17 protein-coding genes and 2 pseudogenes are annotated in these 19,438 nt (G+C 44.8%); 10 read left to right on the top strand and 9 right to left on the bottom strand.

Going from position 1 to position 19,438, the window contains the following annotated elements; all coding sequences use genetic code 11:
• The first annotated feature begins 80 nt into the window (after nucleotides 1–80).
• Nucleotides 81–1,385, top strand: a complete 1,305-nt coding sequence (locus tag GWK51_RS06500) for a homoserine dehydrogenase (protein WP_142769712.1) — start codon at nucleotides 81–83, stop codon at nucleotides 1,383–1,385.
• A 58-nt stretch (nucleotides 1,386–1,443) separates the two neighbouring features.
• Nucleotides 1,444–2,583, top strand: a complete 1,140-nt coding sequence (thrC, locus tag GWK51_RS06495) for a threonine synthase (RefSeq protein ID WP_100242576.1) — start codon at nucleotides 1,444–1,446, stop codon at nucleotides 2,581–2,583.
• Nucleotides 2,584–2,683: 100 nt separating this feature from the next.
• Here thrC and pbpG read toward each other — a convergent pair whose 3' ends face one another.
• On the bottom strand, nucleotides 2,684–3,742 hold the full coding sequence (pbpG, locus tag GWK51_RS06490; protein ID WP_100242577.1) for a D-alanyl-D-alanine endopeptidase PBP7/8: 1,059 nt from the start codon (nucleotides 3,740–3,742) through the stop codon (nucleotides 2,684–2,686).
• 216 nt (nucleotides 3,743–3,958) lie between these two features.
• Between pbpG and gacA the strand changes: the two genes are divergently transcribed.
• From gacA to GWK51_RS16815, 4 genes and pseudogenes are all read left to right on the top strand, one after another.
• Entirely contained in the window at nucleotides 3,959–4,594 is a 636-nt protein-coding gene (gene gacA, locus GWK51_RS06485; protein ID WP_100242578.1) for a response regulator transcription factor GacA, read from the top strand.
• Between the two features lie 35 nt (nucleotides 4,595–4,629).
• Complete coding sequence (locus GWK51_RS06480; protein ID WP_161933107.1) at nucleotides 4,630–6,189, top strand: two-component system sensor histidine kinase NtrB; 1,560 nt, start codon at nucleotides 4,630–4,632, stop codon at nucleotides 6,187–6,189.
• Nucleotides 6,190–6,217: 28 nt separating this feature from the next.
• Nucleotides 6,218–7,379, top strand: a pseudogene (locus tag GWK51_RS06475) (sigma-54-dependent transcriptional regulator); the annotation flags it as partial.
• A gap of 68 nt (nucleotides 7,380–7,447) precedes the next feature.
• Nucleotides 7,448–7,627 (top strand): annotated as a pseudogene (locus GWK51_RS16815) (helix-turn-helix domain-containing protein); the annotation flags it as partial.
• Here the strand turns inward: GWK51_RS16815 and GWK51_RS06470 are convergent.
• The 4 genes from GWK51_RS06470 to lptF form a co-directional block, all read right to left on the bottom strand.
• Nucleotides 7,628–8,794: a S41 family peptidase gene (locus GWK51_RS06470; protein ID WP_161933105.1), complete on the bottom strand. Its 1,167-nt coding sequence runs from the start codon at nucleotides 8,792–8,794 to the stop codon at nucleotides 7,628–7,630.
• A 23-nt stretch (nucleotides 8,795–8,817) separates the two neighbouring features.
• A complete protein-coding gene (gpmI, locus tag GWK51_RS06465) occupies nucleotides 8,818–10,365 on the bottom strand; it encodes a 2,3-bisphosphoglycerate-independent phosphoglycerate mutase (RefSeq protein WP_161933104.1) in 1,548 nt (515 codons plus the stop codon).
• 121 nt (nucleotides 10,366–10,486) lie between these two features.
• Nucleotides 10,487–11,557 (bottom strand): LPS export ABC transporter permease LptG, encoded by a 1,071-nt coding sequence (gene lptG / locus GWK51_RS06460; RefSeq protein ID WP_161933103.1) that lies wholly within the window; start codon nucleotides 11,555–11,557, stop codon nucleotides 10,487–10,489.
• 2 nt (nucleotides 11,558–11,559) lie between these two features.
• Nucleotides 11,560–12,660, bottom strand: a complete 1,101-nt coding sequence (lptF, locus tag GWK51_RS06455; RefSeq protein ID WP_142769718.1) for an LPS export ABC transporter permease LptF — start codon at nucleotides 12,658–12,660, stop codon at nucleotides 11,560–11,562.
• A 159-nt stretch (nucleotides 12,661–12,819) separates the two neighbouring features.
• Between lptF and GWK51_RS06450 the strand changes: the two genes are divergently transcribed.
• The 4 genes from GWK51_RS06450 to GWK51_RS06435 all read left to right on the top strand — a co-directional run bounded on the left by GWK51_RS06450 (nucleotide 12,820) and on the right by GWK51_RS06435 (nucleotide 15,672).
• Nucleotides 12,820–14,268: a leucyl aminopeptidase gene (locus GWK51_RS06450; RefSeq protein WP_161933102.1), complete on the top strand. Its 1,449-nt coding sequence runs from the start codon at nucleotides 12,820–12,822 to the stop codon at nucleotides 14,266–14,268.
• Complete coding sequence (locus GWK51_RS06445; RefSeq protein ID WP_100242586.1) at nucleotides 14,261–14,668, top strand: DNA polymerase III subunit chi; 408 nt, start codon at nucleotides 14,261–14,263, stop codon at nucleotides 14,666–14,668. The genes GWK51_RS06450 and GWK51_RS06445 overlap by 8 nt, the downstream gene beginning before the upstream one ends.
• Nucleotides 14,669–14,690: 22 nt before the next feature.
• Complete coding sequence (gene blhA, locus GWK51_RS06440) at nucleotides 14,691–15,323, top strand: cell division protein BlhA (RefSeq protein ID WP_216071724.1); 633 nt, start codon at nucleotides 14,691–14,693, stop codon at nucleotides 15,321–15,323.
• 130 nt (nucleotides 15,324–15,453) lie between these two features.
• Nucleotides 15,454–15,672: a hypothetical protein gene (locus GWK51_RS06435; protein WP_161933101.1), complete on the top strand. Its 219-nt coding sequence runs from the start codon at nucleotides 15,454–15,456 to the stop codon at nucleotides 15,670–15,672.
• 45 nt (nucleotides 15,673–15,717) lie between these two features.
• Here GWK51_RS06435 and GWK51_RS06430 read toward each other — a convergent pair whose 3' ends face one another.
• The 4 genes from GWK51_RS06430 to ribD all read right to left on the bottom strand — a co-directional run bounded on the left by GWK51_RS06430 (nucleotide 15,718) and on the right by ribD (nucleotide 19,438).
• On the bottom strand, nucleotides 15,718–16,266 hold the full coding sequence (locus GWK51_RS06430; protein ID WP_161933100.1) for a VTT domain-containing protein: 549 nt from the start codon (nucleotides 16,264–16,266) through the stop codon (nucleotides 15,718–15,720).
• Nucleotides 16,267–16,374: 108 nt separating this feature from the next.
• Nucleotides 16,375–17,034 carry a riboflavin synthase gene (locus tag GWK51_RS06425; protein ID WP_161933099.1) on the bottom strand — a complete coding sequence of 220 codons (660 nt, stop codon included), beginning with the start codon at nucleotides 17,032–17,034 and terminating at the stop codon, nucleotides 16,375–16,377.
• Between the two features lie 26 nt (nucleotides 17,035–17,060).
• Nucleotides 17,061–18,356, bottom strand: a complete 1,296-nt coding sequence (locus GWK51_RS06420; protein ID WP_161933098.1) for a DNA adenine methylase — start codon at nucleotides 18,354–18,356, stop codon at nucleotides 17,061–17,063.
• A complete protein-coding gene (gene ribD / locus GWK51_RS06415) occupies nucleotides 18,353–19,438 on the bottom strand; it encodes a bifunctional diaminohydroxyphosphoribosylaminopyrimidine deaminase/5-amino-6-(5-phosphoribosylamino)uracil reductase RibD (protein WP_161933097.1) in 1,086 nt (361 codons plus the stop codon). Before ribD ends, GWK51_RS06420 begins: the two co-directional genes overlap by 4 nt.

Genomic DNA, 19,438 nt, shown 5'->3' with positions numbered 1-19,438 from the left:
TCTCTCCACCCTAGAGTCTGAGCGTTTTTTTAGCTATGATCTAGACTCGCGTAAAATTGAAGAAATAAATGGAGTGTGACGTGAAACCAGTTCGTCTGGCAATCCTCGGTCTTGGTACTGTGGGTGGTGGTGCCCTTAAACTACTAAAAGAAAACGCTGCTGAGATCAAACGTCGCACCGGTCGAGGAATTGAAATTACCCACGTGGGTACTCGTCGTCCGCGTCCAGACCTTGATCTTCCAGCATCTGTAAAACAAAGTGCTGACCTGATGGACATCGTACGTCAACCCGATGTAGATGTTGTGGTCGAAGTCATGGGGGGTATTCACCCTGCTTACGAAGTCATCATGGAAGCCATCAAACATGGCAAACAAGTAGTCACTGCCAACAAAGCATTACTGGCTGAACATGGTAATGAATTATTCAAAGCGGCAGAAGACAATGCCGTACAAATTGCCTATGAAGCTGCGGTTGCAGGCGGTATTCCAATTATTAAAGTGATCCGTGAAGGTCTGGCTGCCAACAAAATTGACTGGTTGGCGGGTATTATTAACGGTACAGGCAACTTTATTCTGACTGAAATGCGTGACAAAGGTCGTGCCTTTGAAGATGTTCTGCAAGAAGCACAAGAATTGGGCTATGCCGAAGCAGATCCAACCTTTGACGTTGAAGGCATTGATGCTGCGCACAAACTGACGATTTTAGCCTCATGTGCTTTTGGTATTCCTTTACAGTTTGACAAGGTCTATACCGAAGGCATCAGTAAAGTGACTGCTCAAGATGTGAAATATGCTGAAGAACTCGGTTTCCGCATCAAGCACTTGGGGATTGCCCGTCGTGCTGAAAAAGGCATTGAACTTCGCGTTCACCCAACCCTGATTCCAGCTGAAGAACTGATTGCCAATGTCAACGGTGTGAAAAATGCCGTATTGGTGCAAGCCAATGCCGTAGGTCCAACGCTGTATTACGGCGCAGGTGCAGGTGCGGGTCCAACAGCGTCTGCGGTGGTTGCCGATGTGGTGGATATCGTGCGTGATATTTCTTACACCGAAGATGGCGCAGGGACTATTCCTCAATTGGCGTTTGAAGCTCTAGCGGATTTACCAATTCTGCCACGTGAAGAAATGACCACGGGGTACTACATCCGTATTAATGCCGAAGATCAAACTGGTGTATTGGCAGATGTCACCACCATTTTAAGCCGCGCTGGGATCAGTATTGATGCCATCATGCAGCAATCACGCTTAAAAGACCTAATTCCAATCGTAATTTTGACTGATCCAGTCAAAGAATCGAAAATGGATGAGGCACTTGCTCAAATTCAAGCCTTACCCGTCATTCATGGCGAAATTGTGCGAATTCGTTTAGAATCGCTTGATAATTAATCGGGTCGAGGGGGCAATTCCCCCCTTACCAAGCTCTACCCATAATTGGAACATCATCATGTCGAATGCCAATCGTTATACTGGTTTAGTTGACCGTTATCGTGACCGTTTACCAGTGTCTGCTACTACTCGTGGAATCTCTTTAGGCGAAGGGAATACCCCGCTGATTAAGCTGGAGAACATTCCACGTATTATTGGTAAAGATGTTGAAATTTATGTGAAGTACGAAGGCTTGAACCCGACTGGTTCATTCAAAGACCGCGGCATGACCATGGCTGTGACCAAAGCGGTTGAAGAGGGTTCAAAAGCAATTATCTGTGCCTCTACAGGTAACACGTCTGCCGCTGCAGCAGCCTATGCCGCACGTGCTGGCATCAAAGCATTTGTACTCATTCCTGAAGGCAAAATTGCCATGGGTAAAATGGCGCAAGCGATGATGTACGGTGCGATCACCATGCAAATTCGCGGAAACTTTGACGATGGTATGCGCCTCGTGAAAGAAGTTGCCGACCAAGCGCCTGTAACGATCGTAAACTCAATCAACCCTTACCGTTTACAAGGTCAAAAAACCATTGCTTACGAAATCGTAGAAGCTTTAGGTCGTGCGCCAGATTATCACTGTTTACCTGTAGGTAACGCAGGCAATATCACGGCACACTGGATGGGTTATACCGAAGCGGTAGCAAACCAACCTGCTGATCAGTTTGAATACGTGACTTATGATGCTGCAACAGATCAATTCACGGGTCCTAAACCTGAAGGCTTACCTACTATGGTCGGTTATCAAGCTGCGGGTGCTGCGCCATTCTTACGTGGTGCACCAGTAGAACATCCTGAAACCGTTGCAACTGCAATTCGTATTGGCAACCCACAAAGCTGGAACCATGCCAAAGCAGTGGTACGTGACTCTCAAGGTTGGTTCGATGAACTGCAAGATGCTGAAATCCTGGAAGCACAACGTTTGCTTTCTATGTATGAAGGTGTGTTTGTAGAACCAGCTTCTGCGGCTTCAATTGGCGGTGCAATCCGTGACATTAAAGCAGGTAAAATTGCTGAAGGTTCTGTGATTGTATGTACCGTGACTGGTAATGGTCTAAAAGATCCAGATACAGCCATCAAGCAATGTGCTGATGCTGTGATGTTGTCTATTGATGCAACGATGACTCAAGTAAAAGACTCTATTCTTTCAAACATGTAAGTCATTACAAAGATTGATGGAAAGAAAAAGCCCTGTGATGACAGGGCTTTTTTACGACTCAACTTTTGTGATTGGAGTGAATCGATGAAGAATGACGATTTTAGATACGTTTAGGCAGTTGGCTTGCCCATGTCATCAAACGGGTCGCATCTTCAGTTCGACTTTGAGATGTACTCGCGCCTAAAATGACCACGACTGCTGGACGAGAATTCAAGGTTGTATGCATCACGACACAACGCCCTGCCTCATTGATATAACCTGTTTTGGACAGGTTGATATTCCAGCCACCGTTACGAACTAAAGCATTGGTATTGTTTGATTTTAAGACGCGATACCCCAAGTTAAAATCATAACTTGCCGTGGTTGAGAACTGACGAATTAAACCGTATTGCGACGCTGTACTCACCAAAATCCCCAAATCACGTGCCGAAGCGACATTGTGTGGATCAAGACCCGTAGACTCAACATAATGGGTTGAATTCATGCCCAATGCACGCGCTTTGGCATTCATTGCAGCAATGAAAGCACTACGTCCTCCTGGATACGTTCGCGCTAACGCTGCTGCTGCTGGATTTTCTGATTTCATTAAAGCAAAAAGTAACGCTTCGGCACGGTTCATGGTATCGCCTGAACGTAAGGTCGAACTCGAGTTTTTGCCGCCCGCTCCTGCAAAATCAATCGACTGTAATGTAATTTCTTCAGACATGTCTAAACGTGCATCAGCAATCACAACCGCTGTCATTAATTTGGTAATCGAAGCAATGGGTAAAGCGGTATTGGTGTTTTTGCTATAGAGCACCTCACCTGTTTGAGCATCCATGACCAGCGCGGCACGAGCACTCACAGACGGTTGGCTGCTATAGCCTGCAGAGGTATCAATAATGTGAACCGTTTTCGGTGCAGAATAGGTCGGTACCCCATTTGAACTGCGAACCGTGGTGGTCACTTTGGTTGAACCCTGCGGAGATATTTCCTCGCCGAGCGCAGAAACATCACTATTTAATAATTGACTTGCTTCCTCTGAAGACCAGCTCATTGAAGCCTGACCTGTACTCCCCGAGGAAGGATTAATGACGAGTTCAGCAAAACTTGTTGAACTCAGGCTGAGCAGAATAGACATACTCAACACATGCATGAATGACTTCTTAGAATTTTTCACAATCGTTTACTCAACTCAGGGAGGTAAGATACATTTGCGTATTACCTCAAATATGCCTTACATTTACACAGTAACGGGAATTTTTGATTCACGCTATTGTGCAAAACTTTTAATTTCGGAATAAGAATAGGATTGCTAATTTTGTCGTTTCATTGCAAGCTTATTTTGCTTTATGTAACAAAAATTATGTAATTTTTTAGCCAGAGGGAGAAATCGGTGATTACAGTTTTAGTGGTGGATGACCATGAATTAGTCCGTACTGGTATTTGTCGAATGCTAGAAGACCATGCTGATGTTCAGGTGATTGGTCAGGCGGAATCTGGTGAAGAAGCCATCAATCTGGTTCGCCAACATCATCCCAATGTTGTATTACTCGATGTGAATATGCCTGGCATTGGCGGCGTAGAGACTACACGCCGGTTATTACAAACTGCACCCGAAACCAAGGTTTTGGCGGTGAGCGGTTTAGCAGAAGAACCTTATCCGTCTTTACTCCTTAAAGCAGGTGCCAAAGGCTATATCACCAAAGGTGCACCAGTCAGTGAGATGGTACGTGCCATCAACAAAGTGATGCAAGGCGGCAAATACTTCAGTGCAGACATTGCTGAACAGCTCGCCAGCTCTTATTTATCCGATACGCAGCAATCGCCATTTGACTCTCTTTCAGAACGTGAAATGCAAGTGGCAATGATGGTGGTGAACTGTATCAGCGCACAGGAAATTGCCGACAAGCTCTTTGTCAGCGTAAAAACGGTCAACACCTATCGTTACCGCATCTTTGAAAAACTCAATATCGATAGCGATGTCAAACTCACGCATTTAGCGATTCGTTACGGTCTCATCAAACCTTAATTACCATTATTTAAATCTCATCATCGGTTTGCAGCATGCAACATTCCCAATATTTCGAATTAAATCAATACTTTTTTGGGATCTGGTATGCCGCTTACCGCTTACTGATTACCAGCTGCCTGGTCTTAATTTTTATTTTGACCCAAGATGAGCTGGCCAACAATTATGAATACCCCCAACTGTATTTCTATGGACTGTTGGGTTATTTTTTCATTAACTGTGTCCAGTTCTTTAATCTCAAACATTTTAAACAGCATATTCCACAGCAATTTGCTTTTATTTTCATTGTCGATGTCATCGCTTTAAGCTTACTGACCTTTGCCACCAATGGTCCAAGTTTAAGTATCAGCGTCTTATTTTTAACAACCATTTTTGCAGCTTCATTGCTTCTGAGTAAACAAAAAGCTTTAGCCATCACGCTGATTGCAATCATTGCTGTCATTTATCAACAGTTTGTTATCAGCTTTCTGACCCTGCATTCTCTCCAGAATCTCAGCAATAGCGTCATTTTGGCGGTGTTGTTTATCGTTTTTTATATTTGCGGGCAAATTGCAGTTCGGCGTTTTCAATTATTGGATCATGTCAATTTCTCACAATCGCAAGAACTAAAACGGCTTCAAAACATTAACCGTTATATTCTGGAGCAAATTGAAACGGGTTATTTGGTGCTGGATGAAAATTGCCATATCGTGTTAAGCAACCCCGCGGCCTGCGCGCTATTAGGCATTTCTCCATTCTATGCCTTTGATAAGTATCCCCTGTATAAGCTCCAGCCCGATTTATTTGAGTTACTCAATTTTGACCAAGTCCAAAATGGGGAAAAATTCCAATTTGAATCCCAGCTCAGCCACTATCATCTACATATTGAAGTGCAAAAACTGATTGTCCCGCAGCAGATTCTTACGCTGCTGGTGATTCAAGATGGGCAAAAAATCAATCAACAGGTACAACAACTCAAACTGGCTGCACTGGGGCAACTCTCTGCCAGTATTGCCCATGAAATCCGCAATCCTTTAGCCGCGATTGTACAAGCCAACGAATTACTGTCCAACAGCACCGCAGAACAACAACACACGCTCAGCCAGATGATTAACAAACAAACGCAGCGGATTGATAAAATTGTACAAGACACCTTAAGCATGGTACGAAATAAAGGTACCCAACCGATTGATATTCAACTGGATCGGTTCATCCCGTTATTTATTCAAGAAGATTTACCAGATCTCAAAAATAAAATAGTCTGTCATATTGCGCCAAAGCTGAGCTTGAGCTTCGATGAAGCACAGTTTCGACAAGTCTTAATTAATTTAATTCGCAATGCGATCCGACATAATGCACCTGAACACAGTACAATAGAGCTGCACGGCTATGCGCAGGACAACAATATTCACATTGATGTGCGTGATTTTGGGGAAGGCGTGGCCATTCATGACCAAGCTCGCCTATTTCAACCGTTCTTTAGTACAGAAATTTCCGGAACTGGTTTAGGATTATATTTATCGCATAGCTTCTGTGAGGCCAATCAGGCACTTTTAAGCTATGTAGAACAACAACAGGGAGCATGCTTTCGGATTGAATGCCGACAGCTGACTTAATGATTTCAATTTTTACTGGGGTGATAAGGTGGCGCAACAACCACTCGTTTTATTTGTAGATGACGAAGAAGATTTATGTACGCTCATGCAAATGATGCTGAGTCGTATGGGGATTGAAACGCATGTGGCCTATCGTTTGTCACAAGCACGCAAAATGTTGTCGGAACATCAATATGATGTATGTTTCACCGATCTCAACTTGCCGGACGGCAATGGACTAGAACTGGTTGAAGAAATTTCGAAACAGTATCCTCTACTTCCTGTTGCTGTGCTGACCGCCTACGGCAATATGGATATTGCGATTGCTGCGCTTAAAGCCGGTGCTTTTGACTTTGTCAGCAAACCCATCAAACAAACCCATCTGGAACAGCTGCTCCAAAAAGCCCTAAATAAACCAATATCACAGCAAACCCTCAATGAAGATGCGTTGGAACAACGCATGCTGATTGGGCAGTCCTTACCGATTCAGCAGCTACGTGTGACCTTAAAGAAAATCGCGCGCTCGCAAGCACCTGTGTTTATAACTGGTGAGTCAGGTACAGGCAAAGAAGTGGTGGCCAATCTGGTACATCGCTTAAGCAATCGCAATGAAGGGCCTTTTATTGCCATCAACTGTGGTGCCATTCCTGCGGATTTACTCGAAAGTGAATTATTCGGGCACAAAAAAGGCAGCTTTACCGGTGCCACACAAGACAAACAAGGCCTGATTCAATCCGCCCACGGTGGCAGTTTATTTCTGGATGAAATTGCAGAACTTCCGCTGAATATGCAAGTCAAACTGTTACGCGCAGTGCAGGAAAAAGCCATTCGCCCGATTGGTTCTGAAACAGAAATTGATGTGGATTTCCGCGTGATCAGTGCCAGCCATCAAGACTTAGAAAGTCTGGTACAGCAGGGTAAATTCCGACAAGACCTGTTCTTCCGTATTCATGTCATGGACTTGGTCCTACCACCGTTACGAGAACGTGGTCAGGATATCTTGATTCTGGCACAGCATTTTATTCAAAAAGTCAGTCGTGAATGGGAAATTCCAGCCAAAGCCCTAACGCCACGTGCGAAAGAGTTTTTACTAGCGCAATATTATCCCGGCAATGTGCGTGAACTGCGCAACATCATTGAACGTGCCATCACCTTAAGTGATGAAGATTATATTGATGTGCAGCATTTACAAAGCGCACCGCTTCGCCGCAGCGTACAGATGCAATCCCCTTCTTCGGTCGATCAACTGTTAACCACTTCCTCTGAACTTACTTTAAGCTCGAAGAAATTACCGGATGAAGGCCTGGAACTGTATTTAGAGAATATCGAGAAAGAGATTCTGTTGAATGCACTCAACATCACCCATTGGAATCGCACCTTGGCGGCGAAAAAACTGGGGATGTCTTTCCGCTCTTTACGTTATCGTCTGAAGAAATTTGGACTGGATACTGATGAATAATTAACGGCGATTGGCAATCATCTCTGCAACATGCTCCAGATAAGTTTCTTCTTTCATGTCATGTTGCAAGGGATATTGCTGATCAGGTTGAATGCCAATCCCTTCAATCATCTTGCCTGTCGGGGTGTAATAATGCGACACCGTCATTTGCAAGGCTGCACCATTGGATAAAGGGAACAGTTTCTGCACCACCCCTTTGCCATAACTTTTTTCGCCAATCACCCAAGCACGACGGTGTTCTTTCATTGCAGCGGTGAATACTTCCGCAGCAGAGGCTGAACGACCATTGATCAACACCCCCACTTTAAGATTCTGAAATTCGGAGCTGGGTAAAGCCTGAAATTGCTGATTGCCTTCCGAACGACTTTTGGTGGTGACAATAATACCCTGATTTAAAAACAGGTCGGCCGTTTCAACCGCAGCCGAAAGCAATCCTCCCGGATTGTTACGTAAATCAATCAGCACCGCCTTGAGGCGCGGTGAACTATTTTCTTCGATTAAACGCTTGATTTCATTCGCTGTGTCCTGCTGGAAGACACGAACTTTCAGGACCAGCACCTGATTGTGCAACAATTGCGACTCGATATCGGTTTCAATCTTCTTGGTACGAACCAAACTGAGCGGTTTGCTGGTTTGCCCCAGTTGTACACTCAGTGTCGAGCCTATCGCCCCATACAACAAGGCATTGACCTGCTCTCGATTGAGTTTTCGTAATTCTTGGTCATCAATTTTAAAAACAGAAGACCCATTGCGTAAGCCTTGTTTATAGGCATCTGCTTCGGGTTTTAAACCCTGAATAGTCCACTGGCGCTGATTGTCATAACTTAAATTAAAATCCACCGAAGCCAAATCACCATCGGTATATTGCACCAGTTGTTTATAATCTTCGGGAGATAAATAACGTGAATAACGGTCTAGTCCACTGACCAAACCTTGAATGGCTTGTTGGAAGAGTTGTTCATCATTTTTATTATCGACATAGTTGTCTTTGACAATGCCATAAATCTGCACAAACTGCTGAATCGATTCCACGGGAACTTCAGGATAGCTTTGCTCGACTTCATCAAAATCTGGAGCAGTATCAATTTCATTGACTGCTCCAGTGGCATGAGCACAACACATGAATAACGCTGTTAAGGGAATAACAAATTTCAAGTGTTGTGTCATTGATTCACCTGTAATCAGCCAGCTTAGGCTTGTAGGGTAATTAAGTTACGACCTTGCATTTCTGCTGGAATCGGTAAGTGCATCAGGTTTAATAGTGTTGGGGCTACGTCAGCCAATACGCCACCTTCCGCAATCGTTGCTTGGGTTGGACCGACATAAATAAATGGTACCAATTCAGTGGTATGCTGAGTATGCACCTGACCACTATGATAATCCTGCATTTGTTCCACATTACCATGATCGGCAGTAATCAGCATATGCCCTTTTTTCGCCATCACGGCGTCATACACTTGACCTAAACAGGTATCCACCGCTTCTACCGCTTTGACTGCGGCTTGGAAGACTCCTGTATGTCCAACCATATCGCCATTGGCATAGTTCACTACCAACAAGTCATATTCACCCGAATTGATCGCGGCAACCAGTTCATCGGTCACTTCATAAGCGCTCATTTCTGGTTTTAAATCATAGGTCGCAACATTTGGAGATGGAATCAGAATCCGTTTTTCGCCTGGATATTCATCTTCACGCCCACCACTGAAGAAGAAGGTCACGTGTGCATATTTTTCAGTTTCTGCAATACGCAACTGGGTTTTCCCCAAGTTGGATAAGTATTCACCCAACGAATTATGTAACGCTTCAGGCATATACGCCACAGGCGCATCAATGGTTGCTTGATAACGGGTGAGCATCACAAACATCGACAGGTTTGGCACGACTTTACGTTCAAAGCCAGCGAAGTCTTGTTCAACAAAGGCTTTAGTAATTTCACGTGCACGATCGGCACGGAAATTCATGAAGACAATACTGTCACCGTCTTCAACTTTTGCCAGCTCACCAATACGGGTCGCTTTCACAAACTCATCAGATTCATCTGCTGCATAAGCCATTTCCAAGCCTTCAACCGCAGTTGCTGCTGTACGAACAGCTTCACCTTCGGTCAAAAGACGATACGCTTGTTCTACGCGATCCCAACGATTGTCACGGTCCATTGCGAAATAACGACCAATCATCGTGGCAATACGACCCTGATTTGGATATTGCGCAAATAAGGCTTCTAATTTTTCTAAAGAAGGTTGCGCGCTTTTTGGTGGAGTATCACGTCCATCCAAGAAGGCATGTAAATACACTTTCGCGCCACGTTTCAAGGCCAATTCTGCCATGGCCACAATATGGTCTTCATGCGAGTGCACACCGCCTTCTGACAATAGCCCCATAATATGTACGGCACCTTGTGCAGCTTTGGCTTTTTCAACCGCATCAATCAAAACTTGATGTTGGAAAAATGCACCTGTACGAATGTCTTTGGTAATGCGGGTAAAGTCTTGATAGAGCACACGACCTGCACCCAAATTCATATGACCCACTTCAGAGTTGCCCATTTGACCATCTGGCAAGCCAACATCTTCGCCAGAACCAGAAATCAATCCATGCGGATGCTTTTGTTGCATAGCCGTCAAGTTTGGTCGTTGTGCAGCAAGGAAGGCATTGTCTTCAACCGCTTCACGGTGTCCAATACCATCCATAATTACCAATACGTGCGGAACTTTGCCAGCAGTTGCATCCGTCATGATTTACACTCTTTGTCTATAAATTGGTCGCACTATCTTACCGAATTTTCGCTCAAGACTCCATGTGCGCAACATGGTTAAACCCGCTTGTGTAGATTGTTTTATTCAATCTGCACATTTATTAGCGTGCTCGGCGCAATAAATAACCACCCACAATAAACATTAAGCCAATTGGCACAAAGACGAACCAAGCTGGCGATGGGGAATAAACCAAACTGGCGTAACCCAGAAAGTCCTGTAAATAGAAGAAACTGAGTCCGATAAATAAGGCAATCACTAAACGAAAACCCATGGATTGCTGACGAAGTGGTCCAAAAATGAAGGAACAGGCAATCAAAACCAGCGCAATCAGGGCAAACGGTGAACCCACTTTTTGCCAGAAAGCCAACTGATAGGTTTTTGGGACTTGGCTATATTCATGCATATAGCGCATGAAACTGACCAATTGGCTTGGTGATAAGTCCTCAGGATCAATCGTGACCATATGCACATATTTCGGTTGCAGTGCCAACGACAAAGGCTGCTGTGCAGCACGCTGTTGAATGGCATTGCCGGCATCTTGAATTTCAACTTGCTCAGTATCTTTTAAGTTCCACTGCCCATCTTGTACAAACTGTCCTTGCTCTGCGTTCAGAACACTTTTTAAATGATAATCTTGATTAAAGTCGACCATCTGAATATCACGCAGTTGACCTTGTGAATTGGCATAATCAATATAGATAAAGCGCTGCCCTTCACGTGTCCAATAGCCTTTGACTTCGCCCAGAGCTGCCACGCTACGTTGGCTTTTCACACTCTTGGCTTGTTCATTGGTATAGGGAATCACCCACTCACTCAGCACAAAAGACAGCACCACCAAAATCAAGGCAGAACGGATCACCCAACCCACAATACGCCAGAGACTAATCCCGATCGAGCGCATCACAATCAGTTCACTGTTGGATGCCATGGTCCCTAAACCCAGTACCGCACCAATCAACGCAGCAATCGGTAAAATCTCATACAGGTAACGTGGCGCACCCCACAACACATAAATCAGCGCCTGCCAAGCGGTATAGGTCTCGCTCAGGTCACTCAGTTCACCCAAGTACGTAAATAAAATCTGTAACACCGACAAGACAGCGGTGGCGCCCAACATGGCATAAGCCGTGGTCTTAGTGACATGTTTCGCGACAATACGACGTGCAAACATTTTTAAGACCTCACTCGCTGAATCTGTTTCTTAATTTTTGGGGCTAATTTTTGCTTACGCGAGAAAAGCGCAGCGGCAATGGCATAGACAAAGAGCACCAATGGATAAGCCCAAACCCCAATTTCCTGTTTGCTCACGCGGGTTTTAATCGCCATCATTGCCACAATCAAGCTGGCAAAAATCAATAAGGCAGGGAACAGTTTTAAATAACGTCCCTGACGCGGACTGACTTCAGATAATGCAACTGCCAAACCTAATGCCACAATCATCACCAAAGGCACAAACATTCGCCAACCCAATTCGCTGGCAACGACAGGATCATTGCGGTTTTGCCAGAGTTTTCCAGTCGGGAGCGCTTCAACTTCCGCACTTTCAAATTTGGCTTCTTTATCACTTTCTAAACGTAAACGATAACTTTGGAATTCGGCTTGGGTGTATTTAGGCTTGCCTGGATAGATTTCATAACGACGCCCTTGCACCAAATCCACCACATTGGCGCTGTCATTCGCGACTTCCACCCGTGTGGCTTCCTTCGCCAAAATCATCACATCTGGCTTGCCTTCTTTTTCCGCACGCTGGTAGAAGAAAATATCTTTCAGATTACGGCGATCTTCAGATAAATCCCCCGCATAAATGGTATAGGGACCCGAAGAGATAAACTCTTTGGGACGAACTAGATCGAAGCCAGTACGTACCGCTTGGCTGGTAGTGAGCTGTTCAAACTGACGTAGCCCCCACGGGGACATCCACAGCATTAAACCAGCTTGAACCAGCATAAACACCAAGGTCATAGGGATAAGCAAGCGCGCCAACTGATGACGGCTCACCCCACTACCATTCATGACGGCCATCTCATGATCGACATATAAACGACCAAAGACCAGCATCAGGCCAATGAAGAAACCTAAAGGCAGAATCAGGGTTAAGAACTCAGGCAAGCGATAGCCAATGATGCTAAATAAAATGCTGGCATCTAAACGACCTTGAGCAGCCACGCCGAAGTATTTGATTAATCGGCCACCCATCATGATTAAGGTCAATAAGGCAATTACAACCAATGAGGTAGAGACCACTTGCTTGACTAAATAACGCCGAATAATCAAATTGATTCTTCCAATTTTAAAAAGAGTAAAAACTATCGATAGTTTACCCGAATGTTAAAAATATAAAACCTATTCCCCTGCTTCTGCATTGAAACTCTATCCATAAAAATGTTTCAATGGTTGAATGACTTAATACTCTCAAAGGCGTGAAGACCCCCTATGAAACTCAGCTTGAATACCGCTCTACCCACTCCCGCTACCGATCAGGCTTTATTCATTTTAGCCACCAATGCTCAACTTGCTCAGATTGCAGCCACATATCAAATCAATGACTTAGAACAGATTGCTCAAGCAACTCAATTTAAAGCAGGCTTAAATGAGACATTGCCTTTGTTGGCAAAGATTCCCGGCTATGCTCATGCTGTCTTAATTGGACTAGATAAAGCTGAAGAGTTGCAGCCAGCAAAGTTAGCAAAAATTGCACAAACCATTATCAAATCTTCACAAAAAAAATATCAGCAGATTCAAGTTGATCTGAATGCCTTGCCTGAAGCTTTACACTATGTCTTTGCCTTGAGCCTGACCCAAGCAGCTTATGGCTACGATGAATTCAAATCGAAGAAAAATGAGTTTTTACTCAGCGAAATTGGACTGATTGCGGAACAAAGTCCGTTAAGTAACCAACAGCTAAGTCTGATTCAAGCGATTCAATCGGGTCAGAATTATGCACGTGACTTAGGCAACCGCCCTGGCAATATCTGCTTCCCAGAATATCTTGCCGAGCAAGCCTTGGCATTGGCACAGCAGTACCCTGAACAACTCAAAGTTACCATCATCAATGAACAGGAAATGGCGGATCTGGGCATGTTTGCCTTCCTTGCTGTCAGCCGTGGTTCAGATCGCCCAGGTCGTATTATTACCCTTGAATATAAAGGTCAGCCTGAACAAGCACCGATTGTGTTGGTCGGCAAAGGCGTGACCTTTGATACAGGTGGTATTTCATTGAAACCGGGTCTGGGCATGGACGAAATGAAATTCGACATGTGTGGTGCAGCCTCTGTACTTGGAACACTACGTGCCCTCTGTGAAGCAAAATTTCCAATTCATGTGGTGGGTGCCATTGCTGCCGCAGAAAATATGCCTTCAGGTCATGCAACTCGCCCAGGTGATATTGTCACAAGTATGAGTGGTCAAACCGTTGAAATCTTAAATACCGATGCTGAAGGTCGTTTGGTACTGTGCGATACTTTGACCTATATCAAACGCTTTAACCCAGAACTCGTGATTGATATTGCAACTTTAACAGGTGCGTGTGTCGTGGCATTAGGTTCAGTACTCACAGGCATGTTTACCCCTGATGATGAACTGGCAGCAGAACTTAATACCGCAGGTCAAACCGCTTTTGACCGTGTATGGCGCATGCCCGTGATTGATGATTATCAAGAACAGTTGGATTCTCCTTTTGCCGATATCGCCAACATTGGTGGTCCAAAAGCAGGTTCAGTGACCGCTGCATGCTTCCTACAGCGCTTTACCCGTGAATACCGCTGGGCGCATTTAGATATTGCCGGCACAGCATGGTTATCGGGTAGCAGTAAAGGTGCAACTGGTCGTCCAGTCCCATTGTTAATGCAATTCTTAGCCAACCGCGTTAACACGAATGGCTAAAGTTAGCTTTTATCTGTTTGAAAAAAGTCCAGAACGGCAAGTCGAAAGCACTTGCCGTTTGTGTCGTAAAATTCTGCGTCAACCGAAACGGATTTGGCTGTATTGCCCCGATCCTGCTTTACAGCAACAACTGGATGAACGCTTATGGAGTTTTGACGACACCAGCTTTATCGGACATGGCATTGATCAAGAACAGGCACGCGTCTGTATCTCTGCGCACTTGCCCAAAGAAAATGATTGGATTGTCTTTAATTTTAACAATCAGGCACTTGATCAATTTCATGAATTTAGCCAAATTATAGAAATTATTGAGAATAATGATTCTGCCAAACAGCTCGGTCGTGAAAAATTTAAACAATATCGACGCTTAGGCATTGAACCTCAAACTTTCAAGCTGTAATTGTTCAACCTCAGGGAGATATATGGTGGCATTAAATGTCGGTCCAGATTTTAAACAGCGCTGGTTAGATGCGCCCGAAGCTGTGCGTCAGACATTTATGGATGACCTGAATCATATCTGTGATTTATTGCAGCCAAATACTCAGACGCAACTGTGGTTGGCAGCAGATCAAAAAGCACAAGATCAAGCGCAGCAGATTATTGAACAGGCTTATGCTGACTTAAAGGCACGCTTGATTGAAGAAGCTCGGATTCGTCGCCAACTGGCACTAGAAAAATCTCTGGCAGAAAAACGCGCAGCAACAGCGTTATATGCGCAACATCTATGGGAAGATGAAGGTCGTCAATTTGCCGAGCAAACCCAAACCTTAGCTCATTTACGCCAGCAGATTGAACAAGAAACCCTCGACTATGCCGAGCGTTATCATCAAAATGATAGTAGCCAAACCCTAGATTTTGCACCGGGTCTCGGACATTTTGACCAACACATTCACTCTGAACTGGAAAGCGTACGTCTACGTCTTGAACTTGAAGCGGAAGCCCAAATTGAACAAGCGGTCAATCAATTCCGACACAAGCTACGTGCTGCAGCACAAGAAGAAATTGAATACATATTACAAAATTCTAATTTTTCTGATGTAAAACCAATCATTTAATTTTTTCTTTCTGATTTTAACATTGTCATGAAACTGACATATAAATGTCACAAGATGGTCATCACTTTAAAACAAACGGTTTAAAGTGACCGCGCCAAAAATTGACTTATCAATAAATCAGGAAGAAAAAATGGACCTACTGAACCACGTTTCTCACCGCATTGCTGCACTCGATTCAGGCGAAAAATGGATTGTATCTGCGCAAAAATTACTGATTAGTCGAACTGATTTTCAATCGCTTTCAGTATTTTTAACCCGCGAATCGGAAAAAGGACATTTCAGCCTCTCCCCTGAAAGTGAAAGCCTCACGTGGCATGATGAACCAGCTGTAACCATTATCAAACACTAAACTTCAATCATCCCCGCTGAAGTTATCGAGTGATCTGTCAGCAGATCACTCCACCAATTCCAGTGTCGCAAAAAAGATATTGCCCGCCCCATAGCCAATACTGAGCAAGACGCCAATCCAGATCAAACTGCCAATGGTGTTGTACCACATAAAACTGGAAAATTTCATATGCCCTGCACCTGCGGCAAAGGGCGCAAAGGAACGTACAAAGGGAATAAAACGCGCCAACATAATGGTCTTGCCACCATGTTTGACAAAGTAATGGTTGGTTTTACTCAAATATTCAGGCTTCATCCAACGTGAATGGCGATGTAAATACTTAAAGCCCAGTTTCTTGCCCGTGTAATAATTCACCGCATAACCCAAAATCGCGGCAACAATCAGCACCATTCCCATACTATGCAGCTGTATGATGGCTGAAGAGGAACACAATGCGCCTACGGCAATCAACAAACTATCGCCGGGCAGAAAAAACATAAAGACAAAGCCAGTTTCTGCAAAAATAATCAGAAACAAGATGGCATAAATCCATGTCCCATACTGCGCCAGCAGTATCGGCAACATTTGTTCAAGATTTAGAAAAAAATCAAGCATTACATAAATCTACGATATTCAATTTAGGTATCACGTGCTTTATTTCACTCAAGTAGAAACGAAAACAGCCTAGTATTCTAGGCTGTTTTCAGAGCAAATATGTAGTTTTTATTTCAAAAAGCCGTTTTCAGCCAAGAAATCCATGCTGATTTTTGACTGTGCTTGAGTCTCTGCCGCTTTGTCACCCAAGAGTAAACGTTCGATATAACGTGCCAACACATCGACTTCCAAATTCACTTTAGAACCCACTTTCCACGTTCCAATATTGGTTCTCTCAGCGGTATGAGGAATCAAATTCAGACTCAAAATATTGCCACGTAAATGGTTAATGGTCAGACTGATGCCATCGACTGTTACCGAGCCTTTCTCTGCCAAATATTTGGCAATTTCTGCTGGCGCAGTCACTTCAAAATAAAGAGAACGAGCATCTTCACGGACTAAAGTAATTTCGCCCACAGCATCGACATGCCCACTGACAATATGTCCACCAAAACGTGTGGTCGGCAGCATGGCTTTTTCGACATTTACGGGTTGCCCGACTTTCCAATGCCCTAAGGTACTTCGGTTCAGACTCTCACGTGAAACATCGGCTGCATACCAGTTATCGCCCCATTCAATCACGGTGAGGCAAATCCCATTGGTAGCAATCGAGTCACCTAAGTGTACATCCGACATGTCCAAATCAGTTTGAATACGTAAACGTACATCACCGCCCACGCTTTGTAAGCTTTCGACGCGACCAAGGCTTTCTATAATTCCTGTAAACATAATCTTTCTCTTTCCTGAATTTGGACTTACCACAATGCCAATTGGGTACTCACGCCTGAGGTATCTACCCCGCCCAACTCTGCAAAATGATAGAGTTGACCCAATAACTGACGCAGTGGTGGACCCGATTTGGCATGGGTATCGGTAATCACAATAAACTCCAACACGCGTGCGCGCTCAGACTGACGTTGTTTGCTGACGCGATAACGTGGCACATCTTGGGTTAATAGTGTCACGCGTCCACGCTCAAGATTGGCTTTGAGCAAATCGGCCGCTTCAATATTACCATCGGTCGAATAGCTGGTCAGAATATAACGTGCATTAATGGTCGACAGCAATTTCTCATAGGCTTCTTTGGCGTACTTGGAAGAATTGTACGGACTCGGACGTTCTTTACGCCATGCACGGTCAATCCCACTCTTAAAGCCTTTGGTGTCAGGGCTTGGTAAATCCACCTGATCCCACAGCGTCAATGCATTCAACACATGATAATTACTGCTATAGGCGTGCTGATTATACGGTGGATCCAGATAAGCCACATCGACTTCAAAGCCACTCATCTGATTTGCCAGATGCTGCGCATCGACACACCACATTTCAGCCATCGGAGTCTTTTGCTTATTAGCTCCGACTTCACAGAAACGGCTTGGTGTTAGCCACAGCAAAGATTCGATCCGTTCCAACGCAGTTTGGGTTTTACCTCCCCAACCATGATGGAAGCTCTTAAAAACACCACTGGTATTACTCACGAAACTCGCCGAATAAAGTAGCGGTGCCAACAAGGCACTCATTTCCACATCATCAATTGCACCTTGTGCCTGCCAAGTGGCAATTTGCTGACGAATAGCATCAATCCGCATACCATTACGACGTTTAAAAAACAGTCGGTCGCGGGCAGGATCATAAATTTCGTCATTGCGCGGGCACAGGTTATGTGTGACCCAGCCTTTCACTTCAGGCAAACGGTTTAAATAATCAATCGCCTTTTGATAGCCACCCAACTCTTTAAATGCGGGTGCATCGACACATGCCAAAATGGCATGGTTCAAGGCATGGCTATAAGGTTCCCAGTCATTGGCAATCACACGATAGCCATTTTGACGGGCGAGACGGGATACCACACCGCTGCCCGCAAAAAAGTCGGCAAAAATTGGTGCACGACCTTTGGCATTCAAGGTGCCTGTTTGTTCAAGTGCCTCTAAAATCAGATGCAATAAACGACGCTTGTTTCCTAAATAAGGAACCAATTGATGAAATAAGTATTCGTCTGTGGTCCGTGCCGCGTGACGTCGTTTATGATAAACCGTAGACTCTTGATTCATATAGACTCTTGAAGGGGAGTTAGTCTTAAGCGCACATCATTTCCCACTTGGGAAACCTCGATGAGCTTAAAGCGAAGTTGCTCTGCCAAATGCTCAAACTCTGCATTAAACATCGCGCGTGCGGATTGACCCAATAAGGTCGGTGCGACATAACTGATCAGCTCATCCACCAAACCCTGTTGCAAAAATGCACTCGATAAGGTTGCACCGGCTTCTACCAACACATCGTAAATTTGAAAATCTTTCAGCGTGCGTAGCAAACTATGCAAAGACTGAATTTCTAACTGGATCACACCCAGTTGTGCCAATTCGGCACGAAAAGGTCCCATCACCATCACGGTATCGGGCTGTTGTAAAATTTGCGCATCTAAAGGTAAGCGACCTTGACGATCCAGAACCACCCGTTTGGGTTGCACCACCGTACTGATATCGTCTACATCAGGCAATTGACGCACATTCAGTAGACAATCATCCGCCAGCACGGTTTCAATTCCCGTAATCACCGCGCCTGAAATGGCACGCCAGTGCTGCACATCCTGTCGTGCTTCAGGTCCCGTAATCCATTTCGACTCCCCCGATGCCATGGCTGTTCGACCATCTAGGCTAGAGGCAACTTTTAAGCGTACATAAGGCAAGCCTGTGGCCATGGCTTTGAGAAAACCACGGTTTAATACAGCAGCTTCTGCTTCACAGACACCCGTACTGACCTGAATCCCAGCTTCCTGAAGAATCTGAATGCCTTTACCTGCCACCAGTGGATTCGGATCGGAACACGCCACCATGACTTGCGAAATACCAGCTTCGACCAGACCTTTGGCACACGGTGGTGTCCGCCCATAATGCGCACAAGGTTCCAAAGTTACATAAGCCGTTGCCCCTTGGGTCAACGCACCCGCTTGGCGAATGGCAAAAACTTCAGCATGGGGTTGTCCTGCACGTGGGTGAAACCCCTCTCCAACCACTTTGCCATCTTTGACAATCACGCAGCCCACATTCGGATTTGGTCGTGTCGAATACTGACCTTGTTGTGCGAGATGAATGGCACGTTGCATCCAGATTTGGTCTTGGCTTAACTCAGACAT

It is taken from the genome of Acinetobacter kanungonis (genome assembly GCF_009939195.1).
In the GTDB taxonomy this organism is placed as follows: Bacteria; Pseudomonadota; Gammaproteobacteria; order Pseudomonadales; family Moraxellaceae; genus Acinetobacter; species Acinetobacter kanungonis.
Note: the sequence above shows the minus strand (reverse complement) of the source record. Positions and strands in the feature narration are given on the sequence as shown.